Source organism: Pseudoneobacillus rhizolycopersici, assembly GCF_054786815.1.
Window position 1 is genome coordinate 89277 of sequence record NZ_JBTOOE010000011.1, and the last position, 21547, is coordinate 110823.

A 21547-nucleotide genomic window follows, 5' to 3' on the forward strand; every position below is an offset into this window, starting at 1 on the left:
TAACAAACCTATAGCTTGATCATTTTGTAATAATCGACAATTAATTGCGATTTGCATTTCTCAGCGGCTTCATTGAAAAATTCCGTCACATCTTCATCTGGGCTTTTGACTTGGTCTTCGGTGAATCTCGTGCTCATTTTTTCAGCAAAATTAGTCGAAAAACGTAAGCAAACTTCAAAGCCATCTTTTTGTTTAGAAACAGTTGAATGGACATCGTACGAATGAATATTGTGTTGGGAAAATACTTCGACCATTCTTTCGTAGAGGGCTGATGCCGCATAACGCAGCAGTTTTCCCTCTAGCTGTGGTTGATTATGATCCATAATCAAGCTCCTCTTCGTGATGTTGCAGGTGATTGTGCTTATGTTTGTCTCCGGTTAAAAGTTTGTTCATTTCGTCTTCATTATGTATCTCATCCACGATGAGTAAAGCATCAATCAAACTTAGTAATACATTCGACGCTTTCCCATTCGCTAGCAATGCTTTCATTTGGCCCACAATACGGCGCATTATGTCATGATCACGCGTTAGTTGAGATATAAGCGTTTGCTGCTCTGGATTTTCTTCGAGAATCTCCTTATATAACCCTTCTTCTTCTGCCTCGGCATGTTTGAGCGTCCGCGATTCCCAATGTTCGATAACAACCTCGGTTATTTGTAGGGATAGCATTTCATTTCCCTCATTAAGTGCGCGACGCAATAATTCCTTTAATTCCTTTGCTTCATTTAAGGCAGCCTCGTGAATCATCGAATGGGCTGACTGCAACTTTAAACTTGGACCTGACATATTCATCCACTCCTCCCACATTAATACTCTAGATTAACGTGTCCAAATATTGGTTAATTATTAGCGTAGAGGAAATTTTTTGAAAAATTGTCACATTGTTTTACAGGCATTTTCCATTTAAAACGCAAAAAATCCAGGTATCTTTATACCTGGTTATTTAACAATGTGATTCATTATTGATTCTTATCGGAGGTCTTGTAAAATTTAGTATGTATGAGGTAACTTGGTAAGCCGACCTTCGAGTTCTTCGGTAAGTTTTTAACGGGGATTCTCAAAAACCTGTCGAACTTGGGATTCTTCGGTAAGTTTTCATCGGAATTCTCCCAAAACCTACCGAACTTCGAGTTCTTCGGTAAGTTTTTACCGGAAATTCCCCAAAACCTACCGAACTTCGAGTTCTTCGGTAAGTTTTTAACGGAATTCTTCAAAAACTTACTGAACTTGGTCACCGTGGGGTAGGTTAGGTTTTTACTTAATATCACAAAAAACCTACCGCACATGTTATCACAGTAGGTTTTTCCCTCGATTACTGATTACTGTTCTACTATACTTTTATGACGATAAAAATAGACTAGGTTATCTTGAAGTTCCGGGTCCTGTACAAAATTTAATCGTTTCATTAGGGCTAATGAGCGGGTATTTTCCGGTTCGACTGTTGCATCTAACGTAGAAAAACCAACTTCGTTAAAACCATAGTCGACAACCGCCTCCATGACTTCATTCATCAGTCCTTTTCCCCAGTAAGCCTTCACTAAATCAAAACCAATTTCAGCAATAATGCCTTCCGGTTTTCTTCGTAAATAATGAAAACCGCATGTCCCGATAAATTCATTGTTTTCTTTGTAAAATAAACCCCAACGACATCCTGCATCGTCTAGGTGAAATTGAATGATTTCCGCTGCTTCCTTCACATCCTTACATGGCTCGATATCCATGAATTCTGTCACACTTGGATCAGAGAAATGTTGATACACTAATTCTGTATCTTCCAATGTTAAAATTTTTAACACGACTCTTTCTGTTTCGAGTTTAGTATAGTTAAATAAGGTATTTTGACTGGTCATGACCTGGTTCTCTCCTAAACTATTTTAAATGTTTTTTAGTAAAGATTTACAATTTACTAGTCAACTAATTATGTTCTATCGTTCGTTTAAAAGTCAATCACTACTTAGGCATATTTTGGTAATAAATAGATAGATTATCGATAATGTTAACAACGTAAAATAAAAAAGCCTTAAAGGCAAATCCTCTAAGACTTTGTTTCGATTATTATTAAACGGCTTTCGTGCCATACTTTTCCTGATCTGAAACGAACAGAACGCCAAGCTCGTGGTGTTGGCCTTCGTAAAGGGCGCTGCTCACAAAACGTATTTGGTCGTTTACATCAAGAACATCAAGTTTGCAAAATGCGCGGTTTCGATGTAAGGCTTCATAAAAATCCACTTCATTTTGAATCGTTTGACCGTTTACCTTCGTTATGACTTCACCGACTTTAAGCTCCATTTTTTCAGCAGGTGAGTGGGGAAGGATACCCAGTATCATAATGCCGTTGTTTCGTTTCGAGAAATAAATCGGCGCATTTTCCTCTTTTAGGTGCTGTCGAATGGTTAACATTTCACGACCAATCATCGCGAAAGCAATGGCGGCAATCGTGATAATCGGTAGCCAATATCCGCCAATAGCAATAGTCGTTGTGAACACACCAAGCATGAGAACTTTTTTCCCAAATAAAGTGACGGCTTGTTTTGGAAGCTGGCTTTGGATTTGCTGGTGAAAACCGATTGCAAACGGAACAAGTATAAATGAGTAAGTCTCACCGCCTATATGAAAAAGCGGCCACCAGTCAAATGGCAACGATAGTGTTTCCCCTGGCACGAGTAAAAAAATCGGAACAGCCCAAAGCCGTTTCGCCTCATGTAGTCCAACCCATTGACCACGTTTGCTTTTTAGGAGCATTGGTGAAGTAGCAAATGAGCCATTTTTTATGATTAAAATCCCTTCAACCATAAGAAGAATCGCTATTAAAATGCCGATCGACGGGAAAATTTTTCCATCAAGATTTGCAAATGTATCTGAAAAAAATGGGATTGGTAAAGGTTTACCCGCTAGGAAAATAAGTGCAAAAAAGCTGGCACCGATTATGTAGGCTGGTGAAACCAACCGTATTTTTGTCGTAGCACTTAATAAAATGGTTGTTGTAATGATTAATAAAATAGCACCGATTGGGATGACCATGCCCACTGAAGCAAGCAATACGGAAACAATACCGCCAAGCAACAATCCGGATGGCCATAGCTGACGTAGCTCAAAATAAGCATTCTGACTACGGACATGAAAATTCCTACGCTCCCGTTTGACCCGCGAAACACCAAGAACCGCCGCTAAAAAAAACAAATAATAAAACAAGGGATTTAAAAATAGTTTCCCCGTCCCATTTAATAAAGCCAATAGCCAATTCCAAACGTAATCCAAAGCCAACCACCTACTCCCCATCCCTACTAAACTATTAAACCCATTCTACCAAATAAACACATGACAGTCGAGCGCCCTTTAACCTATTAATCCATTAAAGCGTGTATAATTATTAAAGCGTTAAAGCACTTTAGCACTTTAACGCTTTAAAAAACTCGGGGACAGTCCCGCTATGCATTAACGCGTTAAAGCGTAGCGGGACTGTCCCCACATGCTTTAACGTGCTAAAGTTATTTTAGGTTGGAGGCGGCGATGGCGGCGATTTCTAAGGCGGTTTGGAGTTGGTGGTCGTTTTGTTCTTTGCGAACGGCTTCTAGGACTGCTTTCTCCAATGCCTCTGCTGTATTATTGTCAATCTCGCCACTTGGGTTTAGTCCGTGTTGACGTTGAAAAGCTTTCACAGATAGTTCGGTGCGACTGTTAAAGTAGCCGTCAAGTCGACCCGGTTCGTAGCCTAAACCTTTCAAAATCATTTGAGCGTTTTTAACTTGATCGTTGTTCATTTCGATTTTCAGTGGTTTTTCTAACTGGAGCGGATGGGCTTGGTAAATCGCTGGCTGCTTGACTTCGATATCCGGCTTAACTCCCTCCTTATGAATCCAATTTCCATCAGGCGTTAACCATTTGAACAACGTGAGTTTAATCATGCTTCCGTCTCCCATTGGTACCGCCTGCTGGACGGTTCCCTTGCCAAATGTCTTTTCCCCAACTACTTTATAGCCTTCTGCCTCTTTTAAGGCACCCGCTAAAATTTCTGAAGCCGAAGCACTGCCTCTGTCGACTAACACAACAATTGGATAAGCCTTTTCCTTCTTTAGTGAAGAAAAATAACGTTTCTTATCACCATTGCGTGCTTCGATTTGCACATAAGGTTTTTTCTCTGTGACCAACTCTTTTAAAATCTCTTCGACGCTTGATAAAAGACCGCCAGGATTGCCTCTCACATCCAATACTAATCCTTTAATATCATTCTTTTCCAAGACCTTTAGCTGTTTCTTAAAGTCTTCTGCCGTTTTTTCAGAAAATGAGGTGATTTCCATATAGCCAATCTTTTCGCCATTTTCCTTTTTCACCGCAGAATGGACCGTTTCTACCGGAATCTCATCCCTTTTAATATTGACCGTTATGGGATCCTTTAGTCCGGAACGCAATATTTCTAACGTCACGGTAGTTCCTTTTTTTCCTTTAATTTTGATCGTCGCCTCGTATAAATCAAGCCCTTCCACTGAAACACCATCTACTTTTAAAATTTGGTCATTTGGCTTTAATCCGGCTTTCTCAGCGGGTGAATTTTTAAATGGCGCAACGATAATAATTTTACCATCAGACTCACTAACCTCGGCGCCGATTCCTTCAAACGACGAGTCTAACGCTTGATTAAATTGGGCAGCTGTTTCTTTATTCATATAAACCGAATACGGATCGTCTAATTTTGCGAGCATTCCTTGGATTGCTCCTTCAACAAGCTTTTCTCCCTCGACTTTTTCAACATACCTTTCGAGGATCTTGTCATAAGCTTGTTCGATCTTGACCAAATTTCCGGAACCAGTTCCTTCTGTAACGGCCGCACCTGGCATTCGATTCGTATGCTGTTCAAGCTGGGATTCTTGCGTTTTTTCCAGCCACGTCATTCCGGCATAGGTTCCACCAGCTCCGGTGACTAGCGAGCCTGCCATGAGTATCGCGATAACTTTTCTGTTCATTATTTTCCCCCTTACAAAACTGCTCTCCCTTGGCTGTTTATCTTTTTCTAATACATATGTCTAAAACGGACGAGTTATGCTTAGAAAAGCGGAAGCGCCCGTTTAGCGGCGTATGGAATTCAGCCCTCCGTTCTTTCGATAAAGGAAACACGAATCGCGTTTTATGCGATTCGATGTTGACTTATCTCCGGTCATGTAAAAATCCAAAAGCCGATTTTTACTCGGAGGGTGAAGTCCACTAGACGCTGGGCGCTGTAGCTAGACAGTTAAATAGTCCAATTTTACAAAATCCATTTTCCTCCATTCATATTCAACATGTCAAAGGAAACACTACAAAAGTACTACCGAATTTTATGGAAAGAAGGAATGGAAAGAATGACAGTAGGTACTCAAGTAAAACAAACAATTGCCGGTTTAAAAAGTGCACAAGCAAACCTAGAAGCATTTTCATTAGCCACTGAAAACCAAACAGCTAAACAATTATATCAATCCGCTGCACAGCAAACACAAGCGATTATTGATACACTGTCACCACGGCTGCAGCAAATTGAACAAGAAGAGCCCCAATATAAGCAATAAAACTCATCGTGAATAAGGAGGTTGGCCGTTACAAGCCAACCCTTTTCGAATTTATTCAGAGAGGCTGATCGTTATGACCATAGCTGCCAACGTTAATCAATGTCTTACAACCATCAAAGGCATTACCGCACAGTTATCCATCTTTGCACTTAATTTTGAGGATGAAACCGCCAAACGAGTTCTTCATGAAACCATGCTTACTATGGAAGAAGTGAAAAAGGACTTGGAAAAACGGATTACGGAAATCGAGTGGGAAGAGCCGCAATACAAAAACTAGATCTCGGGAGGTGAGAATTGTGGCTGAATCGGTTCATATTATTATTCGAGCGATTGTATTTATTCTTTTTGTATTTATCATTACCAAGGTTGTCGGCAAGAAACAAATTTCTGAGATTACCTTTTTCGAATATGTATCCGGTATTACGATTGGAAGTATTGCCGGAGAAGTCATTATGGGACTTGATAGCAATATCTCTCATGGGTTAATTGCGATTTTGATCTTTGGGGTCGCAACGGTTATCGTCGATTTAGCTTCCATTAAGAGCAAAAAGTTTCGAGATCTTGTTGAAGGGAAAAGCACAGTCCTCATCCAGGGTGGGAAAATTATGGAGGATAACCTCAAAAAGGAGCGGTTTACGGTTGATGAACTTTCTGAGTTGCTACGGCGCAAAAATGTCTTTCGTGTAGCCGACGTCGAGTTTGCCACCCTTGAGACCACCGGGGATATTAGCGTGTTATTAAAGAAGGAAAATCGCCCGCTAACACCAAAGGACCTCCAGATGTACGTCCCAAGTGAAAAGGAACCATGCACGATTATTATGGATGGCAAGATTTTAAACGATGCCTTGGCTCAATCTGGTAAAACCCGCGCCTGGTTGAATATTGAACTTCAAAAGCTTGGGGTTACCCTCTCCAACGTCTTCTTTGCCCAAGTGGACGCTTACGGACAACTAACCGTTGATTTATACGATGATAAAATTCAAGTACCTCAATCACAGGAGCGCCAACTTGTCATGGCGATGCTCAAAAAATGCCAAGCCGACCTCGAATCCTTTGCGTTGGAAACACAATCGCAAGAGGCTAAAAAAATGTACCAGAGAAATAGCCAGCGCCTCACCGAAGCCATTGAAAAGCTTAAACCATATCTACAAAGCTAAAAAACACAACTTAGTTGGCTAAGTTGTGTTTTTTTGAACATGGAATATTAAATTGGAACATAATTTAACGGATTGACTGCATTCGATTTTGCGTCATTCCAAGGTCCTTTGTGAACTTCAAAGTGTAAATGTTGACCTTGTGAGTCACCGGTATTCCCCATAATACCAAGCTGTTGGCCTTTCGAGACAACTGCTCCTTCACCAACATGGCGTACGCTCATGTGAGCATAAACTGTTGTGAAAATTTGTCCGTTGATTGAGTGAGCAAGGAAGACAACATTCCCATAGCTAGGAGAATAATAGGAACGAATGACCACTCCGTCCGCAGCAGCCACAATCGGCACACTACTGCGGTTGGCAATATCGATTCCGTAATGAAATCTTCCCCAACGATGGCCGAATCCAGAAGTGAATACTCCCGCTGCTGGTTTCGTAAAAGTACCATTTGAAACAGGTGGAGTAGCACTACTGCTACCACCGTTTGCCTTATTTTTTTCCGCTTCGCGACGCTTTCTTTCAAGCTCCGCTAAACGTTCTTTTTCTAATTGGATCGCCCGCTGAATCGCTTTTTCTTGAGCGGCTAAAATCTCAGCTTGTTCTTGGGCTTCCATTTTATGATTATGAATTTGATCTTCCTGATACTCTAGTTGCGCTAATAATTTATTTTGTTCGGCTTTTTTCGTATTTAAGCTTGCCTTTAAACCTTCAAGGTCTTTGCGCATTTTCTCTAGATTGGCAAGTTTCGTTTCCACTTCAGCCTTTTTCGTTTCTAAAAGCTCTTTGTCCTCGGAATGCTTACGTAAAATGTCTTGGTCCGCCTCCATAATCGTAGCAACCGCACTAACACGGTCAACAAAATCGCTAAATGTGGAAGCACCCATCAATACATCTAAGTAGCTCACTAGACCTCCAGTTTCCTGGAAATTGCGAGCACGGTCCTTTAAAAGCTCATTGCGCTTTGCGATCCGTTCTTCTAATTCGGTAATTTCCACCTTTAATGTGGCAATTTCTTGTTTTGTTTCCCCAATTTGCTCATTCTTTTCGCGAATTTTTTCGGCGGTATCGTTAATGGCTAAATCATAGCGCTCGATTTGGTTGCGAACGGATGCCTGCTCTGATTGGAGTTTATTAATTTGCTCGTTGGCGTCGTCAATCTTTGATTCTAAATGACCTCGTTCATTGGAGATTTGTTCTTTTTGATTTTTCAAGTCTGATAGTTTGCTGGCAAACGCAGGTGAACCTGCTAATAAACTACCAATTCCAATCATAAAGGTGAATAGTAGTAAAATAATGGGTCGTTTTTTCAAAGTTCGATTTCTCCTTCCATCTTTGTATATGTACAGGTTAATCGTGTTTTCGAAATCCCGGAGATGGATTTAATCTCCGGGCATTATGGTTTAGATTTTTAAAAACTTTCGCACTGACATAAGGCTGCCCCACATTCCTATGATTGCCCCCATTAGAATGAGTAAGCCCGAGACCTGATAGATAAATGGTTCAAAGGAAATGATTGTAATAAAACTCCCTTCAAGCTTCGGAGCCAAATAATCATAGGCATAATAGTACGCACTTGAAATCAGGGCAATCGGAACGACTGACCCAAGAATCCCCAGCCATAATCCTTCTAGAAAAAATGGCCAACGAATAAAGGCATTTGTTGCCCCTACTAATCTCATAATCTGAATTTCTCGTCGACGTGCCACAATCGTAATCCGAATCGTATTGGAAATGAGGAACATCGCCGTAAATAATAAGCCGATTATTAAAGCTAGTCCAACATTTCGGCTGGCACCTAGGAATTTAAACAACTTCTCAACATGGCCTTGGCCATACTTCACTTTGGAAGCGTAATTCATTTTTTCAATTTGCTTTGCTACCTTCATTGTATCAGAAGGTTTTTTCGTTTTAATGATGAACACGTCGTTTAACGGATTTTCTTGTTCAATTAACTTAAGAGCCGCTCCTTGTTGTCCCATGCTCTTCATCATATTTTCGAGCTCGGTCTCCTTAGAGGAATAAACGATGGATTTCACTTCTGGAATATCGTCAATTTGCTGCCTTAATGTCTGCTGGTCCTGATCATTGGCGGCGACATCAATATGCACACGAATGACAACATCCTCTTCGATGTTTTTCGCCACCTGATTCAAATTCATCATGATGACGAAAAAGACTCCGACCAAAATCAGTGTTACCGTCACCGCACTGACAGAAGCAAATGTCATCCAACCGTTCCGTGCCAAGCTTTTAAAGCTTTCTCGTGTGTGACGGCCAAGTGTTCTAATTTTCATAGCCGTAATCACCTCTTTGCTCGTCACGAACGATTTTTCCGCCTTCGATCGCAATTACACGATGTTTAATCGAGTTGACGATTTCGCGGTTATGGGTGGCCATTACAACGGTCGTGCCTCGATTATTAATTTCTTCGAATATCTTCATAATCTCCCAAGTGGTGTCGGGGTCAAGATTCCCCGTAGGCTCGTCGGCGATTACCACCTTCGGCTTATTAACAATCGAGCGAGCGATGGAAATTCGCTGCTGCTCCCCACCCGAAAGCTCATTTGGGAATACTCTAGCTTTGTGCTTGAGATTAACGAGTTCAAGCGTCTCCATCACGGCCTTTTTAATATACTTCGGATTTTCTTCAATTACTTCTAATGTGAAGGCCACATTCTCATAGACCGTTAGTTTCGGAAGCAGCTTAAAGTCTTGGAAAACGACGCCGATATTGCGTCGTAATAGCGGAACCTTTTTCTCACGTAGTTTCGAAAGGTTAACGCCATTGATAATAATGTTTCCCGATGTCGGCTTCTCCTCACGGTACATCATTTTGATAAAAGTAGATTTGCCAGCCCCACTTGGACCAACAACATATACAAACTCACCTTGCTTAATTAAAACATCGATCCCATTAACGGCTCTGACTCCGTTTGGATATTGCATATAAACATCTTGCATTTCAATCATTTATAATCACCTTGTGGGTATTTAGTAGTTTATGTTCGAGTTTTTGCGACAAATTATTATTAAGCCAAAACCATTATACCATCATAAACCGACAAAAAACTCTTAAATTATATTACAGTTTCTTTTCAATAATGTCGAATGAAGGTGTGATTTCCCTACGCTAGGAGTTTGTTGGAAAGAAGATAGGACTATTGGCCTTGGTGGTGTAGATTTGGTGCGTTGGTAGATGGTGAACTTAACCGTAGAGTGGGTGGGTTTTCTTCAAGGTTTGGCATTTCTGTGAATGTTTGGCATATCTCAAAAAAGTTGGGCATTTACTACAGATTGTTTCTGCGAAACCACCATTTTTTTGTGAAAAATGAGGAAAAAGTAGTATTTTTAATAAAAAAGACGAAAAAAACACTCCATTCTAAAAAAACAGAGTGTTTCGGTTGAAATTATTTTTTATTAGATAACCATTCAGCAACTGCGGATGCTTCTTCACCTTTAATGATTCCGCCAGGCATACCACCGCGACCATTTAAGATGATGTTTTCAATCTCGTCTTTTGATAAACGAGAGCCAACGTCGCTGATTTTTGGAGCGCCGCCGCCTTCAAGATTGTTACCATGGCATGTAGAACATTTTTGTGCCGTTATTTTTTCAGCATCAACTGTCCCACCAGTTGCTTTATCATCGCCACCCCCGCCACAAGCAGCTAATACTAAACCTGTTCCCATTAGTAATGCAAGAAACTTCTTTTTCACAATTTTATCCCCCTAAGATAAATTATGGTATTTCAATTTACTATTATATCAATGTTACGGACGTTTGAAACCCTCACCTAACACCTCGGAAGCGTCCATAACAATGATAAATGCAGTAGGGTCAATGCTTTTCACTAATTGTTTCAATTTTGTGAACTCCGTTTGATCGACCACACACATGACCACTGGCCTCTCATGATCCGTGTAACCACCATATGCACTTAGTTTTGTCACACCACGATCAATTTTATGCAAAATTCCTTCTTGAATTTCTGCCTGCCTGTCCGAAATAATCAACGTCATCTTCGAACGGCCAATGCCGATTTGAATCAGGTCAATTGTTTTTGTGGTAACATAAAGGGCAATGAGGGCATAAAGACCACGTTCGATATCAAAAACAATGGCTGCTGTTAGAACGATTAGACCATCGATAATCATGACACAGGTTCCTAGGGTCAGACCTGTGTATTTATTGATTATTTGAGCAGCTAGGTCTGTTCCCCCCGTTGAGGCCCTTCCTCGAAAAACGATACCAAGCCCGAGCCCGACACCAATTCCGCCGAAAAGAGCAGCTAATAGAGGATCGGTGGTCCATGGCGCCATATCGTTTGACAAGAACACAACAAATGGTAAGAAAATTGTCCCGACGAGGGTTTTGATGCCAAATTGCTTGCCCAGGAGGACAACACCAGCGATAAATAGTGGGATGTTAAAAGACCATTGAACAAATGCCGGCTCCCAACCCATCGTGGCTTTCAAAATGGTACTAATCCCGCTGACCCCACCTGATGCGACTTTGTTAGGGAGTAAGAACAAGTTAAAAGCTAGGGCGATAATGGCTGAGCCTAGTAATATGTTTATGTACTCTGTCACTAATTCGAGCTTCGGATTATGTATGTGGATAGATTTTCGTTTTCGTTTCATTATGGTTAATTTCCCCTTACTTATCGGTTTTTCTTTTCGCCGAGAGTGAGTATAGCATGGAGTTTTCAAGGTGTAAATATCATTGCGGTGACGTGGTAAAGGGGGAAAGTTTTAGAGTTATGATATGTTTGATTGTGTAGGTTTATACTATATAAATAAAATAACCAACAGGCTGACTGCTGGTTACTTATAATTAAATAAAAGTCAGGGATTCATTAGTTCTGTATTAATTAGTAGCTTAGATTGTGTTGCCTTATGAGTACTATGACATTGGGCACATGAATTTGTGTTTAATGGTTCGTCAATTGTTACTTCTGGACAAATTAGTATTGGTTCTTGTTCTTCCAAATTAACCTCATCAAAATTATTTTCACTAACAGGTTGGGCATCACTGTAGACATTATTGCCTGATAGCCCTAGGTCATTATATGCAAAGGAAGAATTCTGATCAAAAGAATATTTACTAGACAAAAGGATGAAAATTAATAAACTCAGCATAATTATTTTTTTGGATGTACCCATTATATTCATCCTTCCAATGACAAATATTCTTTATTAGACAAGAAAAAACTTATCTAATATTATTATAGTCTAAAAATAGATAGAAACTGAATGTCTAAAAAGTGAAGTAAAATTGACATTTTTATGACTAGGCAAATATAATATAAAAAACAAGGTAATGAGATATGCGAAGGCATACTACTACCTTGTTTTAGTTGAATATTAAATTTTTCGGATAGGAACTATCAAATAGTGGGGCTATTTGGTAGTTCTTTTTACGGTGTCCACGGCATTAATTTTTGCCCCTTTGTTACACTATCTGATTGGAAACCATTGATAGAATCTGTTTTATTAAAATCATTGTTATTAATAAATCCTTCAGATTTAGATGAAGTATGACATCCATAACATACAGCCATGTTTGTAAAACGTTTTAAAGCAGAAGATGCATTTACGTCTGTTAAGAATACTTTAGCTTCATCATCTGTGAAGCCTTGGGTTTTAAGATCTTCATATGTTCTACCTGTTGCATCACGCATAATTTTTGCATCAGTTCCGTGAGCATAGTGACACCGTTCGCAGTTATAGCTATCACTCATAGTGTGGTGATTATAGTTACCGTCAATACCAGTTGCTGTTTTTTGACGAGTAAAGTAGTCGGTATGACATGCTCCACACCATTCGTTCATTTGAATACCTTTACCTGCTGAAGTTAGATAATTGTTATCAGTTGCTTTTGGTTGATATCCATTTGCTGCTGCAGGAATTACATTGCCCAGTTTATCTTTGTTACCAGCTACATATCCTAATTGAACTACGTAAGCTTTTTGAATATCAGTAACTTTTGTAATAGTACCATCACCAGGTGTACCTGGTACTTTATAGAATGCTTTACTATTGTTAAACCACCATGTTCCTGCTGTTGCAAGTGATTCGTCTGTTCCAGCTGTTCCAGTCGGGAAAACTTTAGTTGTATCTTTATAAACCTTCGGCCAACTAGAGGTATTTTTCACACCAGTTTTTGCTACATATACACCAGGTGCATTTACCCATGCTGTGCCTTTTCCATCAAAAGTTCTTTGCAATTGAAGAACCCTGTCTCCTACGCTTAAGCCAGTATTTTCATAGTATGCTCCAGGTGCAATATCTGCTCCAGTAATTGCAAAATCTCTAAAAATATAATCGTTTAAATTAGCTGCAGTATAAGTGTTAGCAGTTGTTGTTGTTGGTCCTTTATCTTTAAAAACGGGAATATCAATTAACTTGTTTCCATATACTGTCCCGTTCTTAACACCATCAACCTCTATAGAAGTTCTTTGTACAGTAGCCATACCGTTCGGGTTCCCAGCAAGTAAACGATCAGAGAATGATCCATGTGGATCATGACAACTAGCACAGGTAAATTCACTGGTCCATTTTGCTCCTATAGCTTTGGCATTCGAACCTGGTGCAGCACTAATTTCCAGTGCACCTGTTGACATATGAACAGACATATTTCCATTGTGTGTACCACCGAAAGTACCTGCACCCATATCTTCAGCATTTGAAGTTCCAAAAACATTATAGAATCCTAATGTCCCATCATGACACGCGGTACAAGTATTGTATGCACCGTTTTTAAATAATAAACCACTAGATGCAGCTGTATGTGTTTGGTGACAGCTAGCGCATGAGTTAGTGTTATTTTGATAGGATCCGTGTAATTTGTGCGGCCCAGTTGTTGTTTTATCATTTTTCATTTGACCGTCAGGGTTTTTAATGAAATTACCTTCTCCGGTTTTATTTGCGTTTGGTAAGTCGTTATCTGGACGTGTTGGATCTGTTTTAGATACTGTTCCGTTGTGTAGTACTACCTTTAATATAGTTTTTCCCGATTCACCTTCTGCATTGATAGCAGCTACTTCTACTTTATACTGTTGATTTTGATTTAAACCAGATTTTGTGAATGTAGCGGTTGGTACAGCTTCACCAGTAGTAGAACCATCCCAATAAACTTTATAACTTGTGGCGCCCTCAGGTGCCTCCCAGGTTATTGTTACAGTATCTTTATTAGGAGAAGAAAATTTTAGCCCGGTTGGTGCATTTGGAGCACCGGCCGCTAAAGCGACTACGCTAAACATCCCCACCAGCAAAAGTGTTAGTAAGAATGCAAAGCTAATCTTTACCTTACTCATTTAAAAAACCTCCCTTATCTCTCTCTTTTCTCATTATCAAAGGTAATTCTTTAATCCTCCGCTTCACGTTAAGGCATCACCCCCTTAAGTAATCTAAGAGATTAATTATAAACAGCAATTCTTTGATTGACCGTATCAGTAATATAAATAATTCCGTTTTGGTCAATGTTTAACCCATTTGGTAAGTAGAATTGCTCGTTTTCATCTCCCATACTACCAATTTCAAAGATTTTCTTTCCGTCCCGGTCAAACCCAGAAATACTGGAAGCTAAATTATTGACCACATATAAAACACCTCTTGAATCTACCCCCACACCCCGCGGATTAACGAATGTAGATTGCCCAGTTCCCCCTTCTGAACCATTGATTGTTGCTAGATACTTACCTTGATTATCGTATTTAATAACTCTTTGATTCCCTGAATCTGAGACATAAATATTGTTGTCATTATCCAAAGTCACGGCATTTGGAGCAGCTAATTTATCTTCAGGATTTTGCGCATAACTGATTTCCAATATTTTCTTCCCATCTAGTGAGAAAACGAAAACTGAACTTTTTTTAATATCAGTAACATACAACCTATTATCAACTATTCGCAGTCCAGCTGGAGATTCTATTACACTATTTTTAGGATCTTTTTCATTAAAATATTTGATAAATTTCCCTTTTGAATCAAAGATTGATATTTTACCAGTGTACATATCTGCAACATATACATTATTCTTCTCGTCACCTGTGATTCCATATGGGAATCTGAAATCACCTTCTCCTTCTCCCTCTTGACCAAATCTAAAGAAAGAGGTTCCAGATGTATCAAATACCTGAACTTGTTTATTGTTTGTATCAGTTACATAAAGAAATTCACCTATTTTTGCTGCATCCATTGGTTTATTTAGAGGACTACTAAAATCACCATTAATTAAATAGTTAAAAACTGGTTTTGAATTTTGATCTGCAATATTGGCTACTTTTTCTACTTTGCTATCTAACCCTAGGAAATATACACCTGCAAAAAAAACTGTGGTTAGTAAGACAATACTACTCATAAGGAAATATAAGGTTTTCTTCTTCAAAGGGATTCACTCCTTCTTGTTACTTCTTGGAATCATTCGATGCCAATAAATCTAAAGCATCTAGAGCAGGTCGATATAAAGGATCAAAACTCAATGCCTCTTTATATATTTGCTCTGCTTCCTTTACTTTACCTTGTGCTTGGGCAACTTGACCTATTTCATAGATGATATCTGTATTAGTGGACATAAAGTTAAGTGCCTCTTGTAAGGATTCGTTTGCTTTATCGTACATTTTCAATTTTCTATAGGCGATACCTTTAAGGAGATGGCCCTTGTAATCCCTCGGGGCTAATTTAGCTGCTTTTGATGCCATTTCCAAAGAATCCTGTGGTTTGTTTTGCTTATCATAAACTATTGCCAAATTCAAATAGCTGGGATAGAAATTCTTATCAAGGCTTATTGCAGTTTTATACTGCTCGATAGCATCGTTAAATTTATCTTTCAAAAAAAATGCATATCCAAGTTGTACCCTTAACTCTGGGTCATTGGGTTTTAGATCTACTTGTTGTTTATAGTGCTCTAATCTTTTTTCTAGTTGAGCTGTATCTTTATTGTCCCATAAATATTTATCACTAATAAAATATCCAACTGAGAGACTAAAACCCAGTGTAAATAATAATATTAAAGTTGCTTGCCACCATTTTATTCTGTTAGTTTTAATTTTCGTAACAGAGTCTTGAGAGACAATTTGATCTTTGGGTTTAATTTCAGCGTCCATAAGATCCCTCCTAAACACTTATTATTCCTTGTGACACGTTGAGCATGTCTTCCTATTGTGACATTGATAACATGACTGCTCTAATTTTTGATTAACAGGTACCTCAATAGGATGTGTTAATCTAAAATCATTACCATGACTTGAAGGGTGACAACTTCCACAAGTAACATTTGAGATATTGTTTTTGCCAGTTTTTTGATAATCATGACAAACTAAACATTTTTGTTGGTTTTGTTTTGCATGCAATCCATGAGTGGTGATGAAACCCTTAATATGACTTTCTGGTCTGGTAGTATGACAGTTCTTGCAAAAGGTATTTTCTTTCGCATAGTCTTGTACAGTGATCTTTTTATTTGTTGTTCTTTCTTTTCTTAAAAACTGTGTATAGACTGATTGTTTTTCGAAACCAGTTATCTCTTCTTCTGACATGTATTTATGACATTCATTGCAATTTGCTAAATTTTCCTTTGCTTCCGAAGGGTGTAAAGAATTTTTAAATGAAGCTTTTTTGTGGCTTGCTGGATACATTCCAGTTGTATGACAAGCATTACATTCTAGCGTAATTTCTCTAGATTCATGGCAATTCATACACTTTTCCATTTTAGGACGTACAAAAGACCTCTCACTCATAATGGAGTGCCCTACTTTTTCATCCCACAGATCATAATCTGTTTTAAAGGTGACTTTACGCTCCGCAACTTTCCCATGAGCGACTCCACTGTGACATTTAATGCAAGCGACATTCTCTTTTTGATGTTTATCATGCGGAATAATGATATCGCCAGTTGGTGTTACTTCCCGATTGTTCATATTGTGACACTTTTCACAAGCGGAATCTGGAATCTCATCCGGCATTTGGATGGGAGCCGTATAAGTTTGCGAAGCTTTCTTATACACTTGAACGAGGCCGTTTGCTTTCGATTTGGCATAGTCTTCTTTGGTTGAGCCGGTGTGGCAGTTGACACAAGCGACCTCGCTGTGGCTGGATGCCTTCCAAGTGTAGTATTCTGGCTTCATTTCATGACATGAAGCGCAGAACTTGGAGCTTGAAGTTGTTTCAAGCCCCAGAAATCCAACTGAAAAGAGCACTATCAGGAAAAACAACGTTAATGTCATTACTTTGATTAATCGTCCACGAAAACGGGGAGGGGCGACGTTGGGTATTTCTTTGTGCTCCTCTTCCATTTGATTACCTCCTGTTTACGACGGGCTTAGTTAAGATTTCTTATCGGTTTTAAATCCGGTTCGGTGACAGAATTCGCAATATACATCGGTTGGTGCCGTCGGAGTTTCAGTGCCAGGTTGTGGTTTTTCACGATCGTGACAGACAAAACATTCTGCTTTTTGCTCGTCGGTTTTCGCTTGTGGTGCATGAGCTGTTAACCATTGGTCGCTATCGACATGTCCTGGTGGGCGGTTACTGTGACAAGCGCTACAGAAATTGTTTTTACGAGAGTGATTTTTAACCATTTTAATATTGGCAACGTATTTGTCTTTCTTTTTACTATTGATTAAATCGACAATATTTTCTTTTGGTAACTTTTTAATCCATTTGGAATCTTCATGGCAATTCATACATTTATCAAGTTCATTTAATGCAACATCACCGTGACTTTGATCCCACTGATTACGGTCATGGTTTTTCGGAACCGCTACTTCTTTGTGACATGTGAAGCATTCCATCGAAAGCTTTACGTCTTTTTTTTGCTTGCCAATCGCTTGTAGAATGATATCTTGCGTATGGTCTTTAACAGTTGCTTCGCCATGTTCGGTTGTGACTTCCTCATGTGCCGCTGGGGCTGCAACTTTGATCTCATGGTTTTCTTCTTTTTTCTTCCCATGACCATCTGTATTTTCAGGTAAGCTATAGGCGATATCTTCCCAAGGCTTTTCGCCGTTGTTGACTTTGTTATGACAATCGATACAGGTTCCCATGTTTGGTGATGTGTACTTCTTGGAAATTAATTTGTCGGCGTTTTCCTTTGTCCAGTAATCCAAATCTGCTTGATGGTTTATTCCGCGTTCGACTACTTTCGCGTGGATAACCCCAGCGTGACAAGTGATACATGGAATTTCAGCATCTTTAATATGTCCTTCATGGTTAACAATTAAGTCCCCTGTAGCTGAAACTAAACGATTTTCCGAGTGACATTGGACACAGTTGATGTTCCTAACAGGTACGGTTTGCACAATGGGGTCTGGTGCTCCAACGACGTGATAGTAAACTTCTTTTAAAGACTCAACTTTATGAAACATCATATTTTTTACGCCTGGTTCGATATGGCATTGAACGCAGCTTATTTGATTATGGGCACTTGCTTCGAATGTCACATGTTCTGGGGCCATCTCGTGACAAGTTTTACAAAATGATGGAGTTGACGTGAAAGCGATTGCTCCATATCCGACTCCAAACATAGCAACTGAAAAAAACAACAAGGCGAATAGAAGTCGCCATCGATTTAATGGGTTTTTCCAGTCGATGCCTCTAAATTTTCGCCAGAGCCGTTTTATCAAACCAGGTTTCTTTTCCCTGGAGCCTTCTTGAATGGCTTTTTTTCTGTTCCAAAAGGCCATTTGAAACCACCCTTCCCTATTTCTCTAATTCTCTCTTTTTTATCCATTTTTCTCTCTATATTCGTAGTATCTGATATTTCCAGAAGAATTTCCAATGTACATTTTGTGAATAATTTTGCAATGTGAACTTCCTCACATTAAACCGGTTTTCACCTTGCAAACAGTGTATTCACAGATTTGACATAATGAATATTAATCGTATAAATATGTATAAATATTCATATCTATTGATGTTATATACAGTTTTCGAAACTGTTAAATAGGTGAAATGGTGAAAGCTTTGTTAAGAACTTGTCTTTTTGTGAAAAATAAAATCTAACTAGCTGGCTAAAGTTTATTTTTTACAAAAAGGGTTTGGCCTTAGGCAGTTTGTTGTCTGATATGAAATGAAGTGGTAAAATTGATTCAAAGTATTTACGTTAAAATTGATTCATGAAGGAGCGTTTTCAATGCTTGGAATTTTAAATAAAGTGTTTGACCAAAATAAACGCGAAGTGAGGAAGCTGCAGCGCATTGCCGATCAGGTGGATGCTTTGTCAGCTGAGACGGAAAAATTGACGGATGACCAACTTCGTGAAAAGACGGAGGAGTTTAAGAAACGCTATCAAAATGGGGAGTCTTTAGATGACCTTCTAGTTGAGGCGTTTGCAGTTGTTCGTGAAGGTGCCCGCCGTGTGCTAGGTTTATACCCATATAAGGTTCAATTAATGGGTGGTGCAACACTTCATGAGGGTAACATCGCTGAAATGAAAACTGGGGAAGGGAAAACATTGACGGCAACCTTGCCAGTTTATTTGAATGCCATTTCTGGTAGAGGTGTTCATGTTGTTACCGTGAACGAATACTTAGCAAGCCGTGATGCTCGTGAAATGGGGCAACTCTATGAGTTTCTTGGTTTAACAGTTGGGCTAAATTTGAATAGTATGTCAAAGGAAGAGAAGCAGGCTGCCTATGCTGCAGATATTACTTATAGCACGAATAATGAGCTTGGTTTCGATTATCTTCGTGATAATATGGTGCTTTATAAACATCAAAAGGTTCAGCGCCCGCTTTATTTTGCTATCATTGACGAGACTGACTCGATTTTGATTGATGAAGCGCGGACACCATTGATTATTTCCGGGACGGCGGAGAAGTCGACTTCCCTATATATTCAGGCGAATGCGTTTGTACGGATGTTGAAGAAGGATACGGATTATACATACGATGAAAAGACGAAGGGTGTTCAGTTAACGGAGGAAGGAATGTCGAAGGCCGAGCGCGCATTTGGTATCGATAATCTATTTGATATTTCTCATGTGGCGCTGAACCACCATATTAGTCAAGCATTGAAGGCTCATGCGAGTATGCACCTTGATGTTGACTATGTGGTCCAGGAAGGCGAAATTGTCATTGTTGACCAGTTTACTGGTCGTTTAATGAAGGGTCGCCGTTACAGTGAGGGCTTGCACCAAGCGATTGAAGCGAAGGAAGGCTTAGAGGTGCAAAATGAGAGTATGACGATGGCGACGATTACGTTCCAGAACTATTTCCGGATGTATGAAAAGCTGTCAGGGATGACGGGAACAGCAAAGACTGAGGAAGAGGAATTCCGCAATATTTATAATATGAATGTTGTTGTGATTCCAACAAATCGTCCGATTCAACGTGACGACCGTCCTGATTTAATTTACAAGTCAATGGATGGAAAGTTCCGTGCTGTTTGTGAGGATATCGCTAGTAGGCATGCGACTGGACAGCCGGTACTTGTCGGGACAGTTGCGATTGAAACTTCCGAATTAATTTCTCGTTACTTAACAAAAAAAGGTATTCCACATAATGTCTTAAATGCGAAAAATCATGAACGTGAGGCCGAAATCATTGCAGAAGCCGGGCATCGTGGTGCTGTAACGATTGCGACGAACATGGCTGGTCGTGGTACCGATATTAAGCTTGGAGAAGGCGTTCTTGAGCTCGGTGGATTAGCCGTTATTGGAACAGAGCGACATGAGTCGCGCCGGATTGACAATCAGTTACGCGGACGTTCTGGTCGTCAAGGAGACCCAGGGGTTACGCAATTCTATTTATCAATGGAAGATGAGTTAATGCGCCGATTTGGTGCTGATAATATGAAGGCGATGATGGAGCGCTTAGGAATGGATGATTCTCAGCCAATCCAAAGTAAAATGGTTTCACGTGCCGTTGAATCGGCTCAGAAACGCGTCGAGGGTAATAACTTCGATGCTCGTAAACAGCTATTATCTTATGATGATGTATTGCGTCAGCAACGTGAAATTATTTATAAGCAGCGTAATGAAGTGTTAGATTCCGAAAACCTACGTGAAATTGTAGAAGCAATGATTTTAGCGGTCATTGAGCGTAATGTAGAGGCACACACAGCCAAAGAAGAAGAAGAAGACTTGGATTTAGAGGCTCTTGTTGATTTCGCAGAGGGAAATCTTCTCCATGAAGGTGATATTACAGTAAATGATTTACGCGGTAAGGATCCGGAAGAAATGGTGGAAGTTATTTTTGCGAAGGTGAAAGAGCGTTATGACGAGAAGGAAGAAATGTTATCCGAAGAGCAAATGCGTGAATTCGAAAAGGTCATTTTACTTCGTTCGGTTGACTCTAAGTGGATTGATCATATTGATGCAATGGATCAATTGCGCCAAGGTATCCACTTACGCGGTTATGCGCAAATCGATCCACTCCGTGAGTACCAGTCAGAAGGGTTTGCGATGTTTGAGAATATGATTGCATCGATTGAGGATTATACAGCGAAATACATCATGAAGGCGGAAATTCGCAATAACCTACAACGCCAAGAAGTGGCCAAAGGACATGCGGTTGACCCTAAACAAGGTGAAGGCGGCAAAGTGAAGAAAAAGCCAGTCGTCAAGGCTGTTGATATCGGCCGTAATGACGAATGTCCATGCGGAAGTGGTGAAAAATACAAGAACTGCCATGGAAGACAGTAATTTTATTGTGCCAGAAGGGAGAGCTTTTGCGGCTCTCTTTTTTTGGGTGGGTGAAGGTTATGGTTTTTGAATGGATTAATATTGGTAAATGGATTTACTCCGGTATAATTGGGTTTAATCTCGTATAAATGGATTTAAACCCGTATAATTGGATTTAAACCCGTATAACTGGATTTAAACCCGTATAACTGATTTAAACCCGTATAATCGGAT

At 39.7% G+C, this 21547-nt stretch carries 20 protein-coding genes; 4 read left to right on the forward strand and 16 right to left on the reverse strand.

Features of this window, described 5'->3' with window-relative positions; genetic code table 11:
- Positions 1–8 precede the first annotated feature (8 nt).
- From ACX9YW_RS13025 to ACX9YW_RS13045, 5 genes are all read right to left on the reverse strand, one after another.
- Positions 9–323 (reverse strand): hypothetical protein, encoded by a 315-nt coding sequence (locus ACX9YW_RS13025; protein ID WP_460346992.1) that lies wholly within the window; start codon positions 321–323, stop codon positions 9–11.
- Complete coding sequence (locus ACX9YW_RS13030; RefSeq protein WP_460346994.1) at positions 313–792, reverse strand: hemerythrin domain-containing protein; 480 nt, start codon at positions 790–792, stop codon at positions 313–315. Before ACX9YW_RS13030 ends, ACX9YW_RS13025 begins: the two co-directional genes overlap by 11 nt.
- 527 nt (positions 793–1319) lie before the next feature.
- Entirely contained in the window at positions 1320–1850 is a 531-nt protein-coding gene (locus tag ACX9YW_RS13035; protein WP_460346996.1) for a GNAT family N-acetyltransferase, read from the reverse strand.
- Between the two features lie 208 nt (positions 1851–2058).
- The gene (locus tag ACX9YW_RS13040; protein WP_460346998.1) at positions 2059–3258 is read right to left on the reverse strand and encodes a PDZ domain-containing protein; all 1200 of its coding nucleotides are present in this window, start codon (positions 3256–3258) and stop codon (positions 2059–2061) included.
- Positions 3259–3488: 230 nt separating this feature from the next.
- Entirely contained in the window at positions 3489–4961 is a 1473-nt protein-coding gene (locus tag ACX9YW_RS13045; protein WP_460347000.1) for a S41 family peptidase, read from the reverse strand.
- 375 nt (positions 4962–5336) lie between these two features.
- Here ACX9YW_RS13045 and ACX9YW_RS13050 point away from each other — a divergent pair, with 375 nt between their 5' ends.
- The 3 genes from ACX9YW_RS13050 to ACX9YW_RS13060 all read left to right on the forward strand — a co-directional run bounded on the left by ACX9YW_RS13050 (position 5337) and on the right by ACX9YW_RS13060 (position 6697).
- Positions 5337–5540, forward strand: coding sequence for a DUF1657 domain-containing protein (locus ACX9YW_RS13050; protein WP_460347002.1), 204 nt, complete (start codon positions 5337–5339; stop codon positions 5538–5540).
- Positions 5541–5613: 73 nt separating this feature from the next.
- Positions 5614–5817, forward strand: a complete 204-nt coding sequence (locus ACX9YW_RS13055) for a DUF1657 domain-containing protein (protein ID WP_460347004.1) — start codon at positions 5614–5616, stop codon at positions 5815–5817.
- 19 nt (positions 5818–5836) lie between these two features.
- Positions 5837–6697, forward strand: coding sequence for a DUF421 domain-containing protein (locus ACX9YW_RS13060; protein WP_460347006.1), 861 nt, complete (start codon positions 5837–5839; stop codon positions 6695–6697).
- A 47-nt stretch (positions 6698–6744) separates the two neighbouring features.
- Here the strand turns inward: ACX9YW_RS13060 and ACX9YW_RS13065 are convergent, their stop codons facing one another.
- From ACX9YW_RS13065 to ACX9YW_RS13115, 11 genes are all read right to left on the reverse strand, one after another.
- Complete coding sequence (locus ACX9YW_RS13065; protein ID WP_460347008.1) at positions 6745–8004, reverse strand: murein hydrolase activator EnvC family protein; 1260 nt, start codon at positions 8002–8004, stop codon at positions 6745–6747.
- A 90-nt stretch (positions 8005–8094) separates the two neighbouring features.
- Positions 8095–8988, reverse strand: a complete 894-nt coding sequence (ftsX, locus tag ACX9YW_RS13070) for a permease-like cell division protein FtsX (protein ID WP_460347010.1) — start codon at positions 8986–8988, stop codon at positions 8095–8097.
- Positions 8978–9664, reverse strand: coding sequence for a cell division ATP-binding protein FtsE (ftsE, locus tag ACX9YW_RS13075; RefSeq protein WP_460347012.1), 687 nt, complete (start codon positions 9662–9664; stop codon positions 8978–8980). The genes ftsX and ftsE overlap by 11 nt, the downstream gene beginning before the upstream one ends.
- 437 nt (positions 9665–10101) lie before the next feature.
- Positions 10102–10410 carry a cytochrome c551 gene (cccB, locus tag ACX9YW_RS13080; RefSeq protein ID WP_460347014.1) on the reverse strand — a complete coding sequence of 103 codons (309 nt, stop codon included), beginning with the start codon at positions 10408–10410 and terminating at the stop codon, positions 10102–10104.
- 54 nt (positions 10411–10464) lie between these two features.
- Complete coding sequence (locus ACX9YW_RS13085) at positions 10465–11334, reverse strand: YitT family protein (protein WP_460347016.1); 870 nt, start codon at positions 11332–11334, stop codon at positions 10465–10467.
- A 204-nt stretch (positions 11335–11538) separates the two neighbouring features.
- Positions 11539–11856: a cytochrome c3 family protein gene (locus tag ACX9YW_RS13090; RefSeq protein ID WP_460347018.1), complete on the reverse strand. Its 318-nt coding sequence runs from the start codon at positions 11854–11856 to the stop codon at positions 11539–11541.
- 254 nt (positions 11857–12110) lie between these two features.
- Positions 12111–14009: a cytochrome c3 family protein gene (locus tag ACX9YW_RS13095; protein ID WP_460347020.1), complete on the reverse strand. Its 1899-nt coding sequence runs from the start codon at positions 14007–14009 to the stop codon at positions 12111–12113.
- Between the two features lie 101 nt (positions 14010–14110).
- A complete protein-coding gene (locus tag ACX9YW_RS13100) occupies positions 14111–15082 on the reverse strand; it encodes a 6-bladed beta-propeller (RefSeq protein ID WP_460347022.1) in 972 nt (323 codons plus the stop codon).
- Between the two features lie 19 nt (positions 15083–15101).
- Entirely contained in the window at positions 15102–15800 is a 699-nt protein-coding gene (locus ACX9YW_RS13105; protein ID WP_460347024.1) for a tetratricopeptide repeat protein, read from the reverse strand.
- Between the two features lie 21 nt (positions 15801–15821).
- A complete protein-coding gene (locus ACX9YW_RS13110) occupies positions 15822–16985 on the reverse strand; it encodes a NapC/NirT family cytochrome c (protein WP_460347026.1) in 1164 nt (387 codons plus the stop codon).
- 30 nt (positions 16986–17015) lie between these two features.
- Entirely contained in the window at positions 17016–18374 is a 1359-nt protein-coding gene (locus ACX9YW_RS13115) for a NapC/NirT family cytochrome c (RefSeq protein WP_460347028.1), read from the reverse strand.
- Between the two features lie 449 nt (positions 18375–18823).
- Here ACX9YW_RS13115 and secA point away from each other — a divergent pair, with 449 nt between their 5' ends.
- Positions 18824–21334: a preprotein translocase subunit SecA gene (secA, locus tag ACX9YW_RS13120; protein WP_460347030.1), complete on the forward strand. Its 2511-nt coding sequence runs from the start codon at positions 18824–18826 to the stop codon at positions 21332–21334.
- Positions 21335–21547: the final 213 nt, after the last annotated feature.

Bases quoted from the DNA above. Each gene is read 5' to 3' on its own strand.
- ACX9YW_RS13025 (WP_460346992.1), bottom strand. From the start codon at position 323: ATGGATCATAATCAACCACAGCTAGAGGGAAAACTGCTGCGTTATGCG.
- ACX9YW_RS13030 (WP_460346994.1), bottom strand. From the start codon at position 792: ATGAATATGTCAGGTCCAAGTTTAAAGTTGCAGTCAGCCCATTCGATG.
- ACX9YW_RS13035 (WP_460346996.1), bottom strand. From the start codon at position 1,850: ATGACCAGTCAAAATACCTTATTTAACTATACTAAACTCGAAACAGAA.
- ACX9YW_RS13045 (WP_460347000.1), bottom strand. From the start codon at position 4,961: ATGAACAGAAAAGTTATCGCGATACTCATGGCAGGCTCGCTAGTCACC.
- ACX9YW_RS13050 (WP_460347002.1), top strand. From the start codon at position 5,337: ATGACAGTAGGTACTCAAGTAAAACAAACAATTGCCGGTTTAAAAAGT.
- ACX9YW_RS13055 (WP_460347004.1), top strand. From the start codon at position 5,614: ATGACCATAGCTGCCAACGTTAATCAATGTCTTACAACCATCAAAGGC.
- ftsX (WP_460347010.1), bottom strand. From the start codon at position 8,988: ATGAAAATTAGAACACTTGGCCGTCACACACGAGAAAGCTTTAAAAGC.
- ftsE (WP_460347012.1), bottom strand. From the start codon at position 9,664: ATGATTGAAATGCAAGATGTTTATATGCAATATCCAAACGGAGTCAGA.
- ACX9YW_RS13085 (WP_460347016.1), bottom strand. From the start codon at position 11,334: ATGAAACGAAAACGAAAATCTATCCACATACATAATCCGAAGCTCGAA.
- ACX9YW_RS13090 (WP_460347018.1), bottom strand. From the start codon at position 11,856: ATGGGTACATCCAAAAAAATAATTATGCTGAGTTTATTAATTTTCATC.
- ACX9YW_RS13095 (WP_460347020.1), bottom strand. From the start codon at position 14,009: ATGAGTAAGGTAAAGATTAGCTTTGCATTCTTACTAACACTTTTGCTG.
- ACX9YW_RS13105 (WP_460347024.1), bottom strand. From the start codon at position 15,800: ATGGACGCTGAAATTAAACCCAAAGATCAAATTGTCTCTCAAGACTCT.
- ACX9YW_RS13110 (WP_460347026.1), bottom strand. From the start codon at position 16,985: ATGGAAGAGGAGCACAAAGAAATACCCAACGTCGCCCCTCCCCGTTTT.
- ACX9YW_RS13115 (WP_460347028.1), bottom strand. From the start codon at position 18,374: ATGGCCTTTTGGAACAGAAAAAAAGCCATTCAAGAAGGCTCCAGGGAA.
- secA (WP_460347030.1), top strand. From the start codon at position 18,824: ATGCTTGGAATTTTAAATAAAGTGTTTGACCAAAATAAACGCGAAGTG.